Annotated in this window: 12 protein-coding genes and 1 other RNA gene; 4 read left to right on the top strand and 9 right to left on the bottom strand. The window is 42.6% G+C overall.

Going from position 1 to position 15271, the window contains the following annotated elements:
* Positions 1 to 339: 339 nt before the first annotated feature.
* From ACOOEY_RS17970 to ffs, 4 genes are all read right to left on the bottom strand, one after another.
* Positions 340 to 1734, bottom strand: a complete 1395-nt coding sequence (locus ACOOEY_RS17970) for a DUF7477 domain-containing protein (RefSeq protein ID WP_420386111.1) — start codon at positions 1732 to 1734, stop codon at positions 340 to 342.
* Between the two features lie 75 nt (positions 1735 to 1809).
* Entirely contained in the window at positions 1810 to 2916 is a 1107-nt protein-coding gene (locus ACOOEY_RS17975; RefSeq protein WP_420386112.1) for a mandelate racemase/muconate lactonizing enzyme family protein, read from the bottom strand.
* Positions 2917 to 2922: 6 nt separating this feature from the next.
* A complete protein-coding gene (locus ACOOEY_RS17980; RefSeq protein ID WP_420386113.1) occupies positions 2923 to 3714 on the bottom strand; it encodes an MIP/aquaporin family protein in 792 nt (263 codons plus the stop codon).
* Between the two features lie 42 nt (positions 3715 to 3756).
* Positions 3757 to 3854, bottom strand: an RNA gene (gene ffs / locus ACOOEY_RS17985) — signal recognition particle sRNA small type.
* A 205-nt stretch (positions 3855 to 4059) separates the two neighbouring features.
* On the opposite strand from ffs, the gene ACOOEY_RS17990 reads away from it, so the two are divergent.
* The 3 genes from ACOOEY_RS17990 to ACOOEY_RS18000 all read left to right on the top strand — a co-directional run bounded on the left by ACOOEY_RS17990 (position 4060) and on the right by ACOOEY_RS18000 (position 6627).
* Entirely contained in the window at positions 4060 to 4248 is a 189-nt protein-coding gene (locus ACOOEY_RS17990; RefSeq protein ID WP_420386114.1) for a hypothetical protein, read from the top strand.
* Between the two features lie 176 nt (positions 4249 to 4424).
* Positions 4425 to 6005, top strand: coding sequence for an ATP-binding protein (locus ACOOEY_RS17995; protein WP_420386115.1), 1581 nt, complete (start codon positions 4425 to 4427; stop codon positions 6003 to 6005).
* A complete protein-coding gene (locus ACOOEY_RS18000; RefSeq protein WP_420386116.1) occupies positions 5998 to 6627 on the top strand; it encodes a response regulator in 630 nt (209 codons plus the stop codon). Before ACOOEY_RS17995 ends, ACOOEY_RS18000 begins: the two co-directional genes overlap by 8 nt.
* Positions 6628 to 7758: 1131 nt before the next feature.
* Here ACOOEY_RS18000 and ACOOEY_RS18005 read toward each other — a convergent pair.
* The 4 genes from ACOOEY_RS18005 to hemF all read right to left on the bottom strand — a co-directional run bounded on the left by ACOOEY_RS18005 (position 7759) and on the right by hemF (position 10552).
* Positions 7759 to 8166, bottom strand: a complete 408-nt coding sequence (locus ACOOEY_RS18005) for a GIY-YIG nuclease family protein (protein WP_420386117.1) — start codon at positions 8164 to 8166, stop codon at positions 7759 to 7761.
* Positions 8167 to 8838: 672 nt separating this feature from the next.
* Positions 8839 to 9096 carry a hypothetical protein gene (locus ACOOEY_RS18010; protein ID WP_420386118.1) on the bottom strand — a complete coding sequence of 86 codons (258 nt, stop codon included), beginning with the start codon at positions 9094 to 9096 and terminating at the stop codon, positions 8839 to 8841.
* A complete protein-coding gene (locus ACOOEY_RS18015; RefSeq protein WP_420386119.1) occupies positions 9096 to 9653 on the bottom strand; it encodes a phosphatase PAP2 family protein in 558 nt (185 codons plus the stop codon). The genes ACOOEY_RS18010 and ACOOEY_RS18015 overlap by 1 nt, the downstream gene beginning before the upstream one ends.
* Positions 9650 to 10552, bottom strand: a complete 903-nt coding sequence (gene hemF / locus ACOOEY_RS18020; protein ID WP_420386120.1) for an oxygen-dependent coproporphyrinogen oxidase — start codon at positions 10550 to 10552, stop codon at positions 9650 to 9652. The genes ACOOEY_RS18015 and hemF overlap by 4 nt, the downstream gene beginning before the upstream one ends.
* Before the next feature lie 164 nt (positions 10553 to 10716).
* Between hemF and ACOOEY_RS18025 the strand changes: the two genes are divergently transcribed.
* Positions 10717 to 12819 carry an alpha-ketoacid dehydrogenase subunit alpha/beta gene (locus tag ACOOEY_RS18025; protein WP_420386121.1) on the top strand — a complete coding sequence of 701 codons (2103 nt, stop codon included), beginning with the start codon at positions 10717 to 10719 and terminating at the stop codon, positions 12817 to 12819.
* On the opposite strand, the gene ACOOEY_RS18030 is transcribed toward ACOOEY_RS18025, so the two are convergent.
* Positions 12816 to 15269: a POTRA domain-containing protein gene (locus tag ACOOEY_RS18030; RefSeq protein WP_420386122.1), complete on the bottom strand. Its 2454-nt coding sequence runs from the start codon at positions 15267 to 15269 to the stop codon at positions 12816 to 12818. The two genes, ACOOEY_RS18025 and ACOOEY_RS18030, sit on opposite strands and share 4 nt — an antisense overlap.
* Positions 15270 to 15271 lie beyond the last annotated feature (2 nt).

The following is a 15271-nucleotide window of genomic DNA, read 5'->3' on the forward strand; positions in this document are numbered from 1 at the left end:
TTGCTCTCAAGGAGCTAGTAGTCGGCTGTCCTCAACAGGACATTGTAAGTTGGTGGTGGTGAAGCTTTGGTTATACTGATTTAATCATTAACCCACCATCAGGCCAATAAGCGTCTGATAACTCATGAACAGTGCTAATGTGCCTAATACTACGATGAACGTTCTGTTTGACTTTCTTGTGTTTTTGACTTTTTTCATATTACTGTTGTTTTATGCCAACAGTAAGGCAAGAATGAGACCATGCCCCAGAATGCGCATATAAGCGGTTTTTATAAAAAAAAGAGTCCATATTGGGAATGTACTCCAATATGGACTCCCATTTTGGGAATGGACAGTCGTTTAACGCCATTTCTCCATGACAGTCACCCAGAAGCCGTCTCCATAAGTAACTGCCTGAAGTTTTAGTCCTTCATTATCGTTTTTCAAGAGTTTGTCCATTGGGAACTCAGTAGTCTTGTTCCAACGCTGTTGATAATTGCTAGCCGTTCGGTTGGCATATTTCGTCATGACCAGAAACCATTGACCATCGAGGTACTTGAGTGTAGTAATGAACCAGCTCTTATCCCAGTATTCTTTGATCTTATCTTTGGGGAACTCTTCATAGCGTCCATACATCTGATCAGTGAACTGCTCGTAGTTGGTGGTCTTATTAAAGATGATCGCCCATTTACCCTCACCATAGGCAGCTTCAGTAATGTAATAGTCTTCATCCCAGGCTTCTGTGATCTTCTCTTTAGGGAAGTCTCCATCAGTTACCCAACGTTGTTTAATGAATTTATCATCGAATGAAGTCATGAGCAGACTCCACTCGTCATTATAATAGTCGAGACTGGTGATAATGGAGTTGTTTTTATCCCACAACTCGGCAATCTCATCTTTAGGGAAATAATCTCTTCTTCTGTAGGCCTGCCAGCCACCAAAGCCTTTTCTCATGAATACATACCAATGGTTGTAGTCATACACAGCAGCTTTGTAGTTGTAACCTGCATTCCAGGAATCTCCCAGCATTGGGAAACCTTCTGATTGAATGATATCATGATAGTCTAATGAAGTGGCATCTGATACCTCAACATCCAGATCAGCTACATCGATCTTGGTGGTGGTTTCAGGGGTAGTAGTGGTAGGAGTGTTGGTAATACCAGCTGCATCATTCCATCCTTCTCTGATGGCATTAAGTCTTTTGTGTTTTGCCGGGTGGCTTGAGTAAACATCGTCAGTAGGATGACCCAGTGCATTCATAGCTGCCTGAGCATCACTGATGCTCGCTCCGAGTTTTTGTAGCACAAAACCGCTGAATCGGTCGGCTTCAAGCTCCATTTTGCGAGACTCTTCATTGCCCGTTCTTCTCAGGGTATGTCCTTGCAGGTGATGACCTATTTCATGGGCCAGAATACTGATTGAAGTCCAGTCATTACTGGCTGTATTCGAAATTTTCTGCATGAAGTCCTTATCGTAGACAATGTACCTGAACCCGTCATTCAGGGTAACGGCCGCACAGTTGTTGATATTTGGACAAGGCACCATAATGAAGTTGGGGGCAAGGCCCAATACTCTTAATATCTTTTTGGAAGCTTCGCTGGCATCATTGCCGCTGGCGAAAGAACGCTGCATCTCCATACACAGCAAGTCGGGTGTTGCACCTTCTCCATATGTGCAAACAAAATTGGTTTCCAGATTTTGTGCATGAACTGTACCGGAGAACAGCAGGAGAGTAGCCAGGAGTAACTTTTTCATATACATCACATTTTGGTTTAGATATGTGTGTCCGCTTAGCTGTAGAGTCTCAGGTATGAATTTAAGGAAATTGATTTATTCAACCACCATGCTTTCACATTCTTTCAGGTAGTCGTTATCAATTTTCAGACCTAAGCCGGGTTCTTCAGGAATGGTAATGGTCCAGTCTGGTTGATATTCCATTCCACCAATGATAGGATCGAATTCATGAAATAATGGACTGTCGAAGTCGAAGAATTTGACCTGGGCGGAGGTATAAGCGAGATGGCAGTTGGCTGTAAAAAGCAAGCGACTCTCTACGAAACCACCGATCTGAGTAAGAATACCGTGTTTCTCTGCAATCTCCAATATCTTTCCGGCCTTATGCAGACCGCTCGATTTACCCAGCTTAATGTTGAAGTAATCACAGTAACGACCTTTTACCAGTTTCTGAGCATCGATATGATCCATTAAGGATTCATCGGCCATGATCTTAATAGGACTATTGTTGATGACCTTTTTTAACTGAAAGTACTTTCTTTTGTTGATCGGTTCTTCACAGTACTGAATGTTCAAGCCTGCCACTTCGTTCAGCACTTTGATGGCCTCATTCTTTTTCCAGCCCTGATTGGCGTCAATTCTTAAGTCAATGTGCGGGCCAACGGCCTCCCGTATAGACTGAAGCCTCTTAATGTCAGTTTTCCAGTTATCACCGACTTTTATCTTCAGAGTCTTAAAACCCTGTTCTACCCGATCTTTTGCATCCTGTACCATGGCATCTACCTCATCGAGGCTGATGGTAAAATCAGTTCGTATAGTCTTGTCTTTTTGGCCACCCAGGTGGCTGTAGAGCGGCAGGCTGGCTTTCTGAGCAGAAAGGTCCTGGCAGGCGATTTCAATGGCAGACTTTATCCCCGTATGGGCATAGATCATTTTGTCCATGATGGTAACTACCCGATTGATATCAGATGGGTCTTCACCAATTAGTTGCTCAGCCAGCATTTTACCGACAATGAAACAGGTTTCCGGGGTTTCACCGACAATAGGAGGGAAAGGACTACACTCACCCCAACCTGTAAGTCCTTTGACAGTGGTTATTTTTACAAAAATGCTGGTGGTATAGTCTCGTCTTCCTAAAGAAGTAATGAAAGTCTTTTTGAGTTTAATCCTGGCTTTAAAGAACTCAATCTTACGGATCTTCATAGTGGCTTATTTCCTCGATTCATCAATAACCGCATAAATAATGGCAATGAGCATTAAGCCAATAGCCGCCCAGCCCAGTAAATTGGTTCCATCTTTAAATACGAGGTAATAAAGTCCGGCACCAGCTCCGCCTCCTATAATCGGTCCGACAATGGGAATCCAGGAGTATCCCCAGTTGGAACTTCCTTTACCTTTAATAGGAAGAATAAAGTGAGCCAATCGCGGACCGAAATCCCTCGCAGGGTTAATGGCGTAACCTGTTGAGCCTCCCTGGGCCATACCAATTAATGTGATGAGCCCACCAACAACCAATGGATTAAGTCCTTCTGTAAATTCATTGGCACCTATCATCATCAGGCCTATAATCAGTATCATGGTGCCCATCATCTCACTGACGAGATTGGCACTTTTCTGATCAATTGCGCCTGCTGTGCTAAATACGCCCAGTTTGGCAGCCTGATCTTCGGTCTTTCTCCAATGTGGAAGGTACTGAAGCCAGGTCAGTGTGGCACCAAAGACACCACCTAACACTTGTGCTATGATATAGCCCGGTACCAGGTGCCATTCCAGCTCTCCGGCAAGTGCCAGTGAGGTGGTCACGGCAGGATTGATATGGGCTCCGCTGATATTGCCTACGGCATAAATTCCGAAGGTAACCGACAAGCCCCAGCCAATGGTGGTGATGACCCAGCCTGAGCTTTTGGCATAAGAAAAATTCAGGGTGGTAGCAGCATTAATACTGTTGCCGAAGTAGAGTAGAATTGCGGTGCCGATGAACTCGGCCAGGTATACTGACATAGTTGGAAAAGTTTATCGTGATATTACGATAAACAGGGGAATAAAAAAAGGCATCAGGATGTCGCACCGCTACAACCGCCTACCCTTGCTCTGTTCCCAGCCTGGGGGAGTTCAGCAGGAGCTGGTCGCATCCCTCTGCCATTGGGTGGCAAAGGTATTAAGAAATTATTAATGGCGAAATGTCCGGTGAAAAAATGATCGAAATACCTAGATTTAGGTATTTTCAAATCAACAAGGAAGAACTTGATTTGTATATAACCACCCACGATACTCAACCAAAGAACTCAGACAATACTTTTGGATTGGCTTCCTCTTCTTTTTTTCTTTAACTAAAGCAATATTTCAATGTTAAAACAACTCAACAGATCAGAAGAGGTGCTATTCAGACACCTCAACTCAACATTTTTAAATAGATTGCCAGATCCTGACGATCCAGATCCGGATGATCCGGATGGTTCTAACAGTACTGGTTCTGGATCTGGTGGATCAGGGTCCGGAGCAGGAACTGGTGGTGAAGGTGGTGGAGGTACTTGATTCTATGCCTCATATTATTGATCATAATTAAATTAATGAATTCGACTAAGCTAGTTTGTGTCTTATTAGTTTGTGTGATAGGTTTTCTCCCAAAACAGGATGAATCTTTTCATAAACTTGTTGAACTCAGTAGCCAATATAGAGCTGAATCAAAATATGATTCAGCTCTATATGTAATGTTGAAACTCAAGAAGTTAGCTTCTAATGAAGATAACTTTGAATATTTATCTAGAGCTTCCATTGAAATTTCCACTACTTATCTTTCAACACAGAGAAATGGGTTTGCATTAGATGAAGCTTTGGAGGCAATCAAATATGCCAGGTTAGCTGAAAACCTTTCTTTGGAAATGGTGGCTACCTATAATATTGGAATAATAAAGGAGCGCAATAACCAAATTGATTCGGCATTATATTATTATCGATCAGTAGAGTCATATCAAAGAGAACGAGGTGACACTTTTGCTTTGGGTACTACTTTATCTGGAATGTCATCAGCTTATGCTAACCTAAACGATTATGAGTCTGCAATTGAATTAAGCAAAGAATCAGCTAACCTGTATCGTCTCGCTGGAAATATGAATTACCTGGCCAGAAGACTTTTTATGGTTGGTGACTATTATTTGTTTCTGGAGTCATTGGATAGTTTGGACCATTACAATTCATTGCTCGATAGTGCTGAGCACTATTTTCAACAATCTAGGGTGTTGAGTGATTCACTTGATTATTCTGACCCTGGTTTTAGAGCTCTTCGTGGATTAGCAGTTACTTACCAGAGAAAAGGACAATATGAAAGGGCATTGAACTATATGTATTTGTCAAACAATATCACTCAAAGACTTTACTCTGATGATATTGAAAATAAGCTACTTGACTTAAGAGAGAAATACAATACCACCAACCTCGAGCTAGAAGCACAGCAACAAAGAGTGCGAGCACTGGAACAGGAGCGAGGTAAGAACATTACCATGTTTGTTGCCGGGGGATTATTGATCATTTTCTCCATCTGGCTCTATATCATTGACCAAAGACGCAAAAACATTAAGGCCATTGCGGCTAAAAACGAAGAACTTAACAGGCAGCGCATTGATGAACTGCTCCAACAGCAGGAGATTGCTTCCCTTCAGGGAGTGCTTGAAGGTCAGGAGCAGGAACGAAAACGTGTTGCCATCGACCTGCACGATAGACTCGGTGGAATCCTGTCTATGGTCAAATTGCATTTTAGTGCAGTAGAGGAGAAACTGCCTGAAGACAATCCCGGCAAAAAGAAATTCCTTACGGCCAGTGAACTGCTTGACCTTGCGGCCGGAGAGGTAAGGAATATCTCACATAACCTCCTCTCGGGAGTGTTGGCCAAATTCGGCCTTATGCCAGCTTTGAAAGATTTGACAGATCGTATCAATGAATCCGGTGAGATCAAACTCAACCTTATCGCACACAATGTCGAAGGGGCACTCAATAGTGAGCAGGAACTTCAATCTTATCGTATTGTACAGGAGCTGATCAGTAATATCTTAAAGCATGCTGATGCTAAAGAGGCCAATATTCAGCTGATCAGAAATGATGAAGAGAAGAAAGTCAACCTGATCGTGGAAGATGACGGTAAAGGTTTTGACCCGAAGGCTCCTTCTTTATCAGGAGGGATTGGTTTAAGCAATCTGAAAGCACGAGTTAATAAACTTAATGGTAGCTTTCATATAGACTCCGGTAAAGGTGCCGGTACTTCAGTTTCAATTGATATACCCATAGAAGATGATTAGGATATTTGTAGTGGATGATCACCAGGTGGTGATTGATGGGATTTCTTCCATTTTTTCGGAAGTGGAGGAAGTGAAGATTGTAGGATACGCCCTCAATGGGGTGGAGGCACTGCGTAAGCTGGAAACAGAGTCGCCAGATGTACTGCTGCTGGATATCAATATGCCTGAAATGGATGGGATAGAACTAGTCCGTGCTTTGAAACAAAGAGGACAGGAAATCAAGACCTTAATTCTGACTATGCATAACAACCCTCAGTTTACTAAGCAGTTAATTGCGGAAGGGGTACAAGGCTGCGTATTGAAGAATGCCGGAAAGAAGGATTTGATGCATGCTATTACAGAGATTTATGATGGAGGTACTTATTATACCGATGCGGTGACCAAGACCTTGATGGAGAGTCTGGAAAAAACTCAGGAAGCCATCAATGAAGTGCAGCTTACTAAAAGGGAAGTGGAAATAGTGAAACTGATTGCACTGGAACACACCACCAATGAGATTGCCGATAAGCTGTCTATCAGTTCTTATACAGTGGATACTCACAGAAAGAATATCATTAATAAGCTTGGGGTTAAAAACCTGGCTGGTTTGGTGAGATTCGCCTTTGAGAAGAATTTGCTTTAGCTAACGGGTGTCTCTGACTTTTTAGTGCTGAGACGGAGCCGAAGTATCTACAAATTGAGGGAATAAATCAAGGTTGATAAATTAGGCTGATCCCTCGTTACCTCGGGATAAAAAGAAAAGTCAATATTAGCTTTCATAGAATTCCTCATCCCTCAGTATGAAAAAGCAGAATATTACAAGTCGTTGCTTCGGAATATTTAGAACCAACATCAAGTGTGCCTGATCTTTTTATGCTGAGGCGCAGCCGAAGTATCTGCCTAATTATCTGATCAGTAAAGGTTAAGGTAAGGCCGATCCCTCGTTACCTCGGGATAAAAAGAAAAGTCAATATTAGCTTTCATAGAATTCCTCATCCCTCAGTATGAAAAAGCAGAATATTACAAGTCGTTGCTTCGGAATATTTAGAACCAACATCAAGTGTGCCTGATCTTTTTATGCTGAGGCGCAGCCGAAGTATCTGCCTAATTATCTGATCAGTAAAGGTTAAGGTAAGGCCGATCCCTCGTTACCTCGGGATAAAAAGAAATGTCAATATCAGCTTTCATAGAATTCCTCATCTCTCAGAGTGAAAAAGCAGAATATTACAAGTCGTTGCTTCGGAATATTTAGAACCAACATCAAGTGTGCCTGATCTTTTTATGCTGAGGCGCAGCCGAAGTATCTGCCTAGTTATCTGGTTAGTAAAGGTTAAGGTAAGGCCGACCCCTCGTACCTCGGGATGGAAAGAGACACTAAGTTTTGCTGTAACAGGATCATTTGTGGACAGAGTAGAAATAGAGGAGTAAGTATTTAGGTAAGTGATTTAGCTTTTTTGGAATACTAAAAACCAATATCAAGCATACCTGGTCTTTTTATGCTGAGGCGCAGCCGAAGTATCTGCCTAGTTATCTGGTCAGTAAAGGTTAAGGTAAGGCTGATCCCTCGTTACCTCTGGATGGAAAGAGACACTAAGTTTTGCTGTAACAGGATCATTTGTGGACAGAGTAGAAAGAGAGGAGTAAGTATTTAGGTAAGTGATTTAGCTTTTTTGGAATACTTAAAATCAACATCAAGTGTACCTGATCTTTTCATGCTGAGGCGTAGCCGAAGTATCTGCCCATAATTGAAAGATGGTAGAACATATGTACTATCTCAATTATAAAACTCCCCTCTATGAAAAGGATTAACGGGAGGCCATTCCATGATTTCATTATTCAGAAATTTTAGTTCAGGATTTGAGTGTTTGATCAATTCTTCCTTCTTAGACCTTCTCCAACCTTTTAATTGTTTCTCTCTATGAATTGCATTAAGTACATAAGGAGTTTCTTCATAGTAGATTAGATTGTAGCAATAGTATTTGCCTGCAAAGGTTTCTGGTTGACCTCGGTTAATCCAATGTTCAGTCATCCTTTGAAGCAGGTTATCCGTGCGTCCTATGTATAGAACTGACCTGTTCGGATTTGTTGTAATGTATATGTAAAATACTTTGTTCAATAATTTTAAAAAAATAATTTTTAATTTAATAAAAAGAGTAAAATGAATACTTGTTTTTAGGGTCATGATTTATAGATTTCCTATGCTAGGGTGCAAGAAAGAGTGACTAAACTCAATGAAAGTGAAGTAACTGTTTTGGAATACTTAAAATCAACATCAAGTGTACCTGATCTTTTTATACTGAGGCGCAGCCGAAGTATCTACCTAACTATAAGATCAGTCAAGATTGATAGATCAGGCCGATCCCTCGTTACCTCGGGATAAAAAGAAATGTCAACATTGGCTTTAATAGGATTTCTCATCCTTCAGGATGAAAAAGCAGAATATTATAAGTCTTTGCTTTGGAATATTTAGAACCAACATCAAGTGTATCTGATCTTTTTATGCTGAGGCGGAGCCGAAGTATCTACCTAACTATAAGATCAGTCAAGATTGATAGATCAGGCCGATCCCTCGTTACCTCGGGATAAAAAGAAATGTCAACATTGGCTTTAATAGAATTTCTCATCCTTCAGGATGAAAAAGCAGAATATTATAAGTCTTTGCTTTGGAATATTTAGAACCAACATCAAGTGTATCTGATCTCTTTATGCTGAGGCGCAGCCGAAGTATCTGCCTAACAATAAGATCAGTCAGGATTAATAGAATAGGCCGATCCCTCGTACCTCGGGATCAAAAATACTAATACCTGCTTTTATAAAATCCCTTTTGCCACCGGATAGACAAAGGAGGAGTTCTTCAATCTTCCTCCCGGGTAAAGAAATCCTGCTTCATATAAAGCTGGAATTCAAGCGGACTGCTTTCCTTGAATTCATCAACTTCCAGATCTTCGAAGATGTCCTCATCGAACTGCATTTCTGTCTTTTCGATTTTGCCATCTGGATGAATGATAAGCTCGGTACCTGAAAAGTCTATGGGATTTACTGATACCAATACCTGATAATCATCGAAAACCCTTTTGAAGTATTGATAAACAATGGCGTCTTTCTTTCCCATTAGTTAGCCCTCTTTAATTTTTTCAGCGCGAAGTTAACCACAATTCCGCTCAACAAACCAATCAAGGCTCCAACAATAATATCTCCCGGAAAATGGACCCCTAGGTACACTCTTGAATAAGCGACTACTGTTGCCCATATAAACAGCAGCCATATATGCTTGATGCTATCTCTTAGTAGCAACCAGCAGAACATGGCTATGGCAAATGAGTTACTGGAATGACTAGAAGCGAAACCATATTGTCCGCCACAACCTTTGAGCAAGTGCACATTTCCTTCTAAATCAGGGTCATAGCAAGGCCTGAGTCGCTCCACCCAGGGTTTGAGCACTCCCGAGGCTAACTGGTCGCTTATAAAGATGAGTGCTATGATGCCAATAATAATCTGCCATGCCGGATAACCCGACTTTCTGATCATGTAGAAGAGCAGGAGGGCATAGAGCGGAATCCAGACATACTTGTTACTAATCCAGGGCATTAAAGCATCAAAGAAGCTGTTATGTGCACCATTTAGTATTTGAAACAGTGCCTTATCCCATGTCTCCAGTGTCTTGATCATGCCAGCCAATCGATTCCTTTTTTCAGTGTAGCCAGCGTGTTGGCCTCAGGAGAATTGGGGATGGGTTGATGATTATACTCCCATCCGGCCATAGGAGGTAAGCTCATCAGAATAGATTCTGTTCTGCCATCAGTTTCCAGGCCAAATTTGGTTCCTCTGTCGAGTACCAGGTTGAATTCAACATAGCGACCTCTTCGCGACATCTGCCAGTCTTTCTCTCTTTTGCCATAGGGCTTAACTGAGTTTTTACTCATAAAGTGAGTATAGATTGGGGCGAAGCTCAACCCTACATCTTTAACAAAAGCAAAAATATCTTCTTTACTTTTGGAGTCATCTGCTGAAAGATGATCGAAGAAGATACCACCAATACCACGGGTCTCATTTCTGTGCTTAATGAAGAAGTAGTTATCAGCCCATTGTTTATACTCTCGATAGTAGTCAGGATCATGTTTGTCACAGACTGCTTTCAATCGCTGATGAAAATGTCGTGCATCATCTTTATCTATATAATGAGGAGTCAGGTCGATTCCGCCACCAAACCAATAGGTACCCGTAGACATTTCGAAGTATCTGATGTTCATATGGATAATTGGCACCCATGGATTCTCAGGATGTAAAACAATGGAAACGCCTGTAGCAAAGAAGTCGCCTTCAGTCAGTCCAAAAGAGTTGAGGATCTTTTCAGGAGTCTTCCCATAGACTTCAGAGAAGTTAACACCGCCCTTTTCAATGATATTGCCACTGCGGATCACACGGCTTCGGCCACCGCCTCCTCCTGGTCTTTCCCATTTATCCTCAATAAACTTCCCCAGTTCGTCAGTACGTTCCAGTTCTTTGCAGATATGATCCTGGATATTTCTGAAAACTGCTGCTATATCTTCTTTGGTGACTTGAGACATGCCGTAAAAATAGCGTTAATGTCTAAGAATATGAACCAAAACTATGTTCGCTTCTCGTAACACTTTCTTACTCAGAGGAGTTTGATAAAAGAAACCTAACGATCGGTAGGTTTTTCAGTATTGGTTTGAATTATTGCCTAACTTTAGGCTCGAAAGCAACACCCATGGATTTGACTAAAGAGATCAAGAAAGAAAAGCAGACGAAAGAAATTCAAATTCCTAAAACTATACTTGAGAAGGCTTATCGCCTGATGCAAACAGCCTATCATATGGCTGTACTCTATGATGAAAACAAGGCGGTGTGTAGCAAATATGTCCACAGTACTTCAAGAGGACATGAGGCGATTCAATTGGCGGCCGGCTTTCAACTCAAGGAATATGATTTTGCAGCTCCTTATTACCGTGATGAGTCTATTCTTCTGGGAATAGGTATGCAGCCCTATGAATTGATGCTTCAATTACTTGGTAAAAAAGATGATCCATTCTCAGGAGGTAGAACGTATTACGGACACCCATCATTGAGAAGAGAAGGCTTTCCTGTAATTCCACACCAAAGTTCAGCTACGGGTATGCAGGCTATCCCGGCTACGGGCATGGCACATGGGTTACACTATTTAGAGAATCAAGGCCTTTTAGGAGGTAATAATAAGTCGGTTGTTCTATGTTCTTTGGGTGATGGCTCTGTCACCGAAGGAGAAGTATCTGAAGCCATGCAGATGGCCGTTCTTCACCAATTACCCATTGTGTATCTCATCCAGGATAATGACTGGGGTATCAGCGCAACAGGTAAGGAAATGCGCGCCATGGATGCTTATGAATTCGCTGCCGGATTCAAAGGTATGAAACGCATGCGTGTAGATGGAGCAGACTTCACTGATGCTTACCAGGGTATGCAAACTGCTTTCGACTATGTAAGAAAAAATAGAAAGCCAATCCTTGTACATGCCAAGACTCCATTATTGGGCCACCATACTTCCGGTGTAAGAAAGGAATGGTATAGAGGAGATCATGATCTGGATGAACATCAGAAAAGTGATCCCATTCCTCAACTAAGAAAAGCACTGAAGCAGGTTGGTTTTAAAGAAACCGATCTGGTAAAGTTGGAAGATGAGGCTAAGGCCTTTGTTCAGTCAGAATATGCCAGAGCGTTGAATGCAGATGATCCGGACCCATCAACAGTGATGGACCATGAGTTCGCTCCAACGCCTATCACGGAAGAAAGAGGCGAACGTAAGCCTAGAGGAGCCGAGAAGGTAGTGATGGTTGATGCTGCATTGCATGCGGTTGATGATATCCTTAAAAATAATCCTGAGGCATTATTTTATGGGCAGGATGTAGGGGGTACACTGGGTGGTGTGTTCAGAGAGGCTGCTACTTTAGCTCAAAAGTATGGCGACTCGAGAGTCTTCAATACACCTATTCAGGAAGCTTATATTGTCGGGTCTACTGCAGGTATGTCTGCTGTAGGGGCTAAACCGATCGTTGAAATACAGTTCGCTGATTATATCTGGCCAGGTATCAACCAATTGGTAGAGGAACTATCTAAAAGTTGCTACCTGAGTATGGGTAAATTTCCTGTACAATCCCTCATTAGAGTGCCAATTGGTGCCTATGGAGGTGGAGGCCCATACCACTCAGGTAGCGTAGAGTCTACCCTGTTGAATATCAGAGGTATCAAAGTAGTGTACCCTTCCAATGCAGCAGATATGAAAGGCCTGATCAAAGCCGCATTCCACGATCCTAACCCGGTTGTAATGCTAGAACATAAAGGTCTCTACTGGTCTAAAGTACCGGGGACTGAGGGGGCTAAAACCTTTGAGCCTGATTCAGAATATATTGTGCCGCTAGGCAAAGCCAGAATTGAGCAGGAAGCAAGCGAAGAAGCCATAGAGAATGGAGAATCTTGCGTAATCATTACCTACGGAATGGGTGTTTACTGGGCCAAAGCGGCCAGTAAGAACTTTGAAGGAAGAGTGGAAATTCTTGACTTGAGAACGCTTAATCCACTGGATTGGGATGCTGTGAAGGAATCTGTCGGACGTCATAACAAGGCTTTAGTATTGACTGAAGAGCCATTGCTTAACTCGTTCGCAGAGTCACTGGCTGGTAGAATATCGCAACACTGCTTCCAAATCCTCGATGCTCCGGTAATGGCTTATGGTGCAGAGAATCTGCCTGCTATTGCCTTGAATGTAGATTTAGAGAAAGCTATGCTGCCAACTCCTGAAAAGGTGGAGGCTCAATTGGCGCAGCTCTTAAATTACTAGAAAGGAAATCCAACGGCTATATTCCAAGCCGTTTGTCCGCTTCGGGTAAATGGTTTTTGCCAACGCAGACCCTCAGGAAAACGAGGGTCTTTAATTTTGTGCCCGGCATCAAAACGGAATACCAGGAAGCTAAAGTCGAAGCGTAAACCAATACCAGCCCCAACGGCTATTTCATTATAGAAGTCGTTCAGTTCAAACTTTCCACCCGATGAGATTCTTAAGGTTTGTCCGGCTGCTGTTTCAAAATCTTTGAAACGCCATATATTTCCAGCATCAACAAAAAAGGCCCAGTCAATAAAGCCGGTGATATTGCCTCGGTACTCCATACTGAGTTCGAGTAGAATCTCGCCCGGTTGTTCAAAGCGATAGCTGTCCCTTCCTGTTCTATCCGGTACCAACTCACCATTTTCATCCACGTTATTGCCATTCTCATCAAGCTTATAAGGGAATGCAGAACCCGGCCCTAAACGTCTTGGGCTCCAGGCACGGTTGCTACTGCTGCCTCCGGTGAAGAAATATCGCTCATAGGGAAGTGCCTTGTTATCACCGTAGGGGAGTGCATAGCCAAGATTTGCCCGCCAGTTCAAAGACGACTCCTGCGAAAGGGGTATATGCTTTCTAAAGTCTATCTGAACTTTTCCATACTGATAATAGGTAAGCGAATCTCTGTCCAGGACTCCGGTTCCAATCAGGTTATAGATGGTTCCTCCTGCCTCAACATAAAGCCTTAGATAGTTTGAGGGGGAAGTTTTGTTGCCATAATTACTGTTAAAAATAGCATTCAAAGATGAACTGGAAACAAAGGCCGTATCAAATGCATTGGCAAGGGTGTTTCCTTGTAGTTCCAGGTCATCTAACTGTTTCTGGAAGGCATCACTGATAAACGTGGTCCTGATCAGGTTGATCTCTGAGATATTCAGTCTATAGCTGTTGGTCGATTCTTCGTTTTGCCATGAATAACCATAGGCACCATTAAGGTTACCTCGGGAGTACTCGGGTCTGGTAGTGAAGGAGTAACCCAGTGTTAGCGTACTTCGCGCATTAAAGGACCTCCGGCTCAGGTTTCGGGAGTTAAAAGGTGTCACAAAGCGAGGGAAGGTGAGGCTTATATTGGCGCCATATTGCAGGTTGGAGATATTCAGGGCAGATCCCTGGTTGGTAGCTGCCGATATACCGTCAGAACCGATGAAGCCACTAAACTGCATAATTTCGGCTCCTGAGAAGGTGTTCCTGTTCCTCAAGGAAAGGCTATAGAAAGGCCCCGGTCTTCCTTCAGTAAAATTAATTCCCAGTTCCTGAGTCAGCTGGAAGCGCTGAAGAGGAGCAGTATAGATATTTGCCAGGAATTTATCACGTACCAGAGTTGTATCGAAGTTAATGTTCACGAACCGGAACATATCCATATTGAGCAACTGCCGTTGTGTGTTCACAACATCAGAGTATCGATAGGGTTGGTGAGGGTCGAACTTTAAACGGGTATCGAGAACCTTAGGCGAATAATCGAAAGTACCATAGTTGTACTTCACATCCAGATAAGACTTCGACTCCCTGATTTCTTCCGCTCCGTTAGTGTTCACCACAATGGAATCAAGAGTGTACTGCTTGTGAAAATTCCTGTCTGCCGGTTTATTGATCAGTGTGGTAACCCACAGGTCTTCGGCATTGGGCGCGTACTCTATTTCGAATTCGACAAACCTTCTGCTGAATTCAAAGTAGCCGTTGTTTCTGAGGAGCAAGTCCAGTCTGGCCTGTTCATTTTCCAGGTCTTCCCGGTCATAAAATTCACCTACTTTAAGGTAGGATTCGTTACTCGATTCTGTAATGATCCTGGTGATGGTTGAATCTCCAGTTCTAAGATTCAGGCTATCGATAAAGCTTCTTTTACCCTCGGTTACCACAAAGGTCTGAGTTACTCTTCTGCGGCTTTCTTTGGTTTCCACTTGGACTTCAGCTTTGCGAAATCCTTTGCTAAGCAAATAGTTTCTTATGCGTACAGCAGATTGAGCAATCAGTGTGCTGTCATAGACTGCCAGAGGTGAGCCTGTTCTCATGCGTCCATTACCCAGCCTTAACTTTTTGTCATAGCGGTCTACTTTCCTTTCTTTTTTGGAGACCAGTTTCTTGGTCTTCCTGCCATTAGCTTCACGCTCTGCTATTCGGGCATCTATTTTTTCAATGAACTCTGCTTTTTTATTGGCGACTTTTGCTGAATCGAATGCCCTTTCACCAGTTTCGTAGATATGAGCTCCGACAGGGCCGAGAATAGGAAATCTTGTATTAGGTTCCAGCAAGATCTGGTCGCTGATCTCATTTTTATTTGCTTTTTTTACACCCTCAATGCGTTGCTTATACAACAGCTTCTCACCGGTTTCAAGGTATTTGACTCCTGTACATGAGGCCAGTAAAAGGGAAAAGAAAAAAAGTAAGAATAGTTGATTTCCGAGCTTCACTA

The organism is Roseivirga sp. (genome assembly GCF_965216855.1).
Classification (GTDB): domain Bacteria; phylum Bacteroidota; class Bacteroidia; order Cytophagales; family Cyclobacteriaceae; genus Roseivirga.

What these genes read in the sequence shown, in the direction of transcription:
- ACOOEY_RS18005 (WP_420386117.1), bottom strand. Translation starts at nt 8,166, where the DNA reads ATGACCCTAAAAACAAGTATTCATTTTACTCTTTTTATTAAATTAAAA.
- ACOOEY_RS17975 (WP_420386112.1), bottom strand. Translation starts at nt 2,916, where the DNA reads ATGAAGATCCGTAAGATTGAGTTCTTTAAAGCCAGGATTAAACTCAAA.
- ACOOEY_RS18015 (WP_420386119.1), bottom strand. Translation starts at nt 9,653, where the DNA reads ATGATCAAGACACTGGAGACATGGGATAAGGCACTGTTTCAAATACTA.
- ACOOEY_RS18000 (WP_420386116.1), top strand. Translation starts at nt 5,998, where the DNA reads ATGATTAGGATATTTGTAGTGGATGATCACCAGGTGGTGATTGATGGG.
- ACOOEY_RS17970 (WP_420386111.1), bottom strand. Translation starts at nt 1,734, where the DNA reads ATGAAAAAGTTACTCCTGGCTACTCTCCTGCTGTTCTCCGGTACAGTT.
- ACOOEY_RS17990 (WP_420386114.1), top strand. Translation starts at nt 4,060, where the DNA reads ATGTTAAAACAACTCAACAGATCAGAAGAGGTGCTATTCAGACACCTC.
- ACOOEY_RS17995 (WP_420386115.1), top strand. Translation starts at nt 4,425, where the DNA reads ATGTTGAAACTCAAGAAGTTAGCTTCTAATGAAGATAACTTTGAATAT.
- ACOOEY_RS18010 (WP_420386118.1), bottom strand. Translation starts at nt 9,096, where the DNA reads ATGGGAAAGAAAGACGCCATTGTTTATCAATACTTCAAAAGGGTTTTC.
- ACOOEY_RS17980 (WP_420386113.1), bottom strand. Translation starts at nt 3,714, where the DNA reads ATGTCAGTATACCTGGCCGAGTTCATCGGCACCGCAATTCTACTCTAC.
- hemF (WP_420386120.1), bottom strand. Translation starts at nt 10,552, where the DNA reads ATGTCTCAAGTCACCAAAGAAGATATAGCAGCAGTTTTCAGAAATATC.
- ACOOEY_RS18025 (WP_420386121.1), top strand. Translation starts at nt 10,717, where the DNA reads ATGGATTTGACTAAAGAGATCAAGAAAGAAAAGCAGACGAAAGAAATT.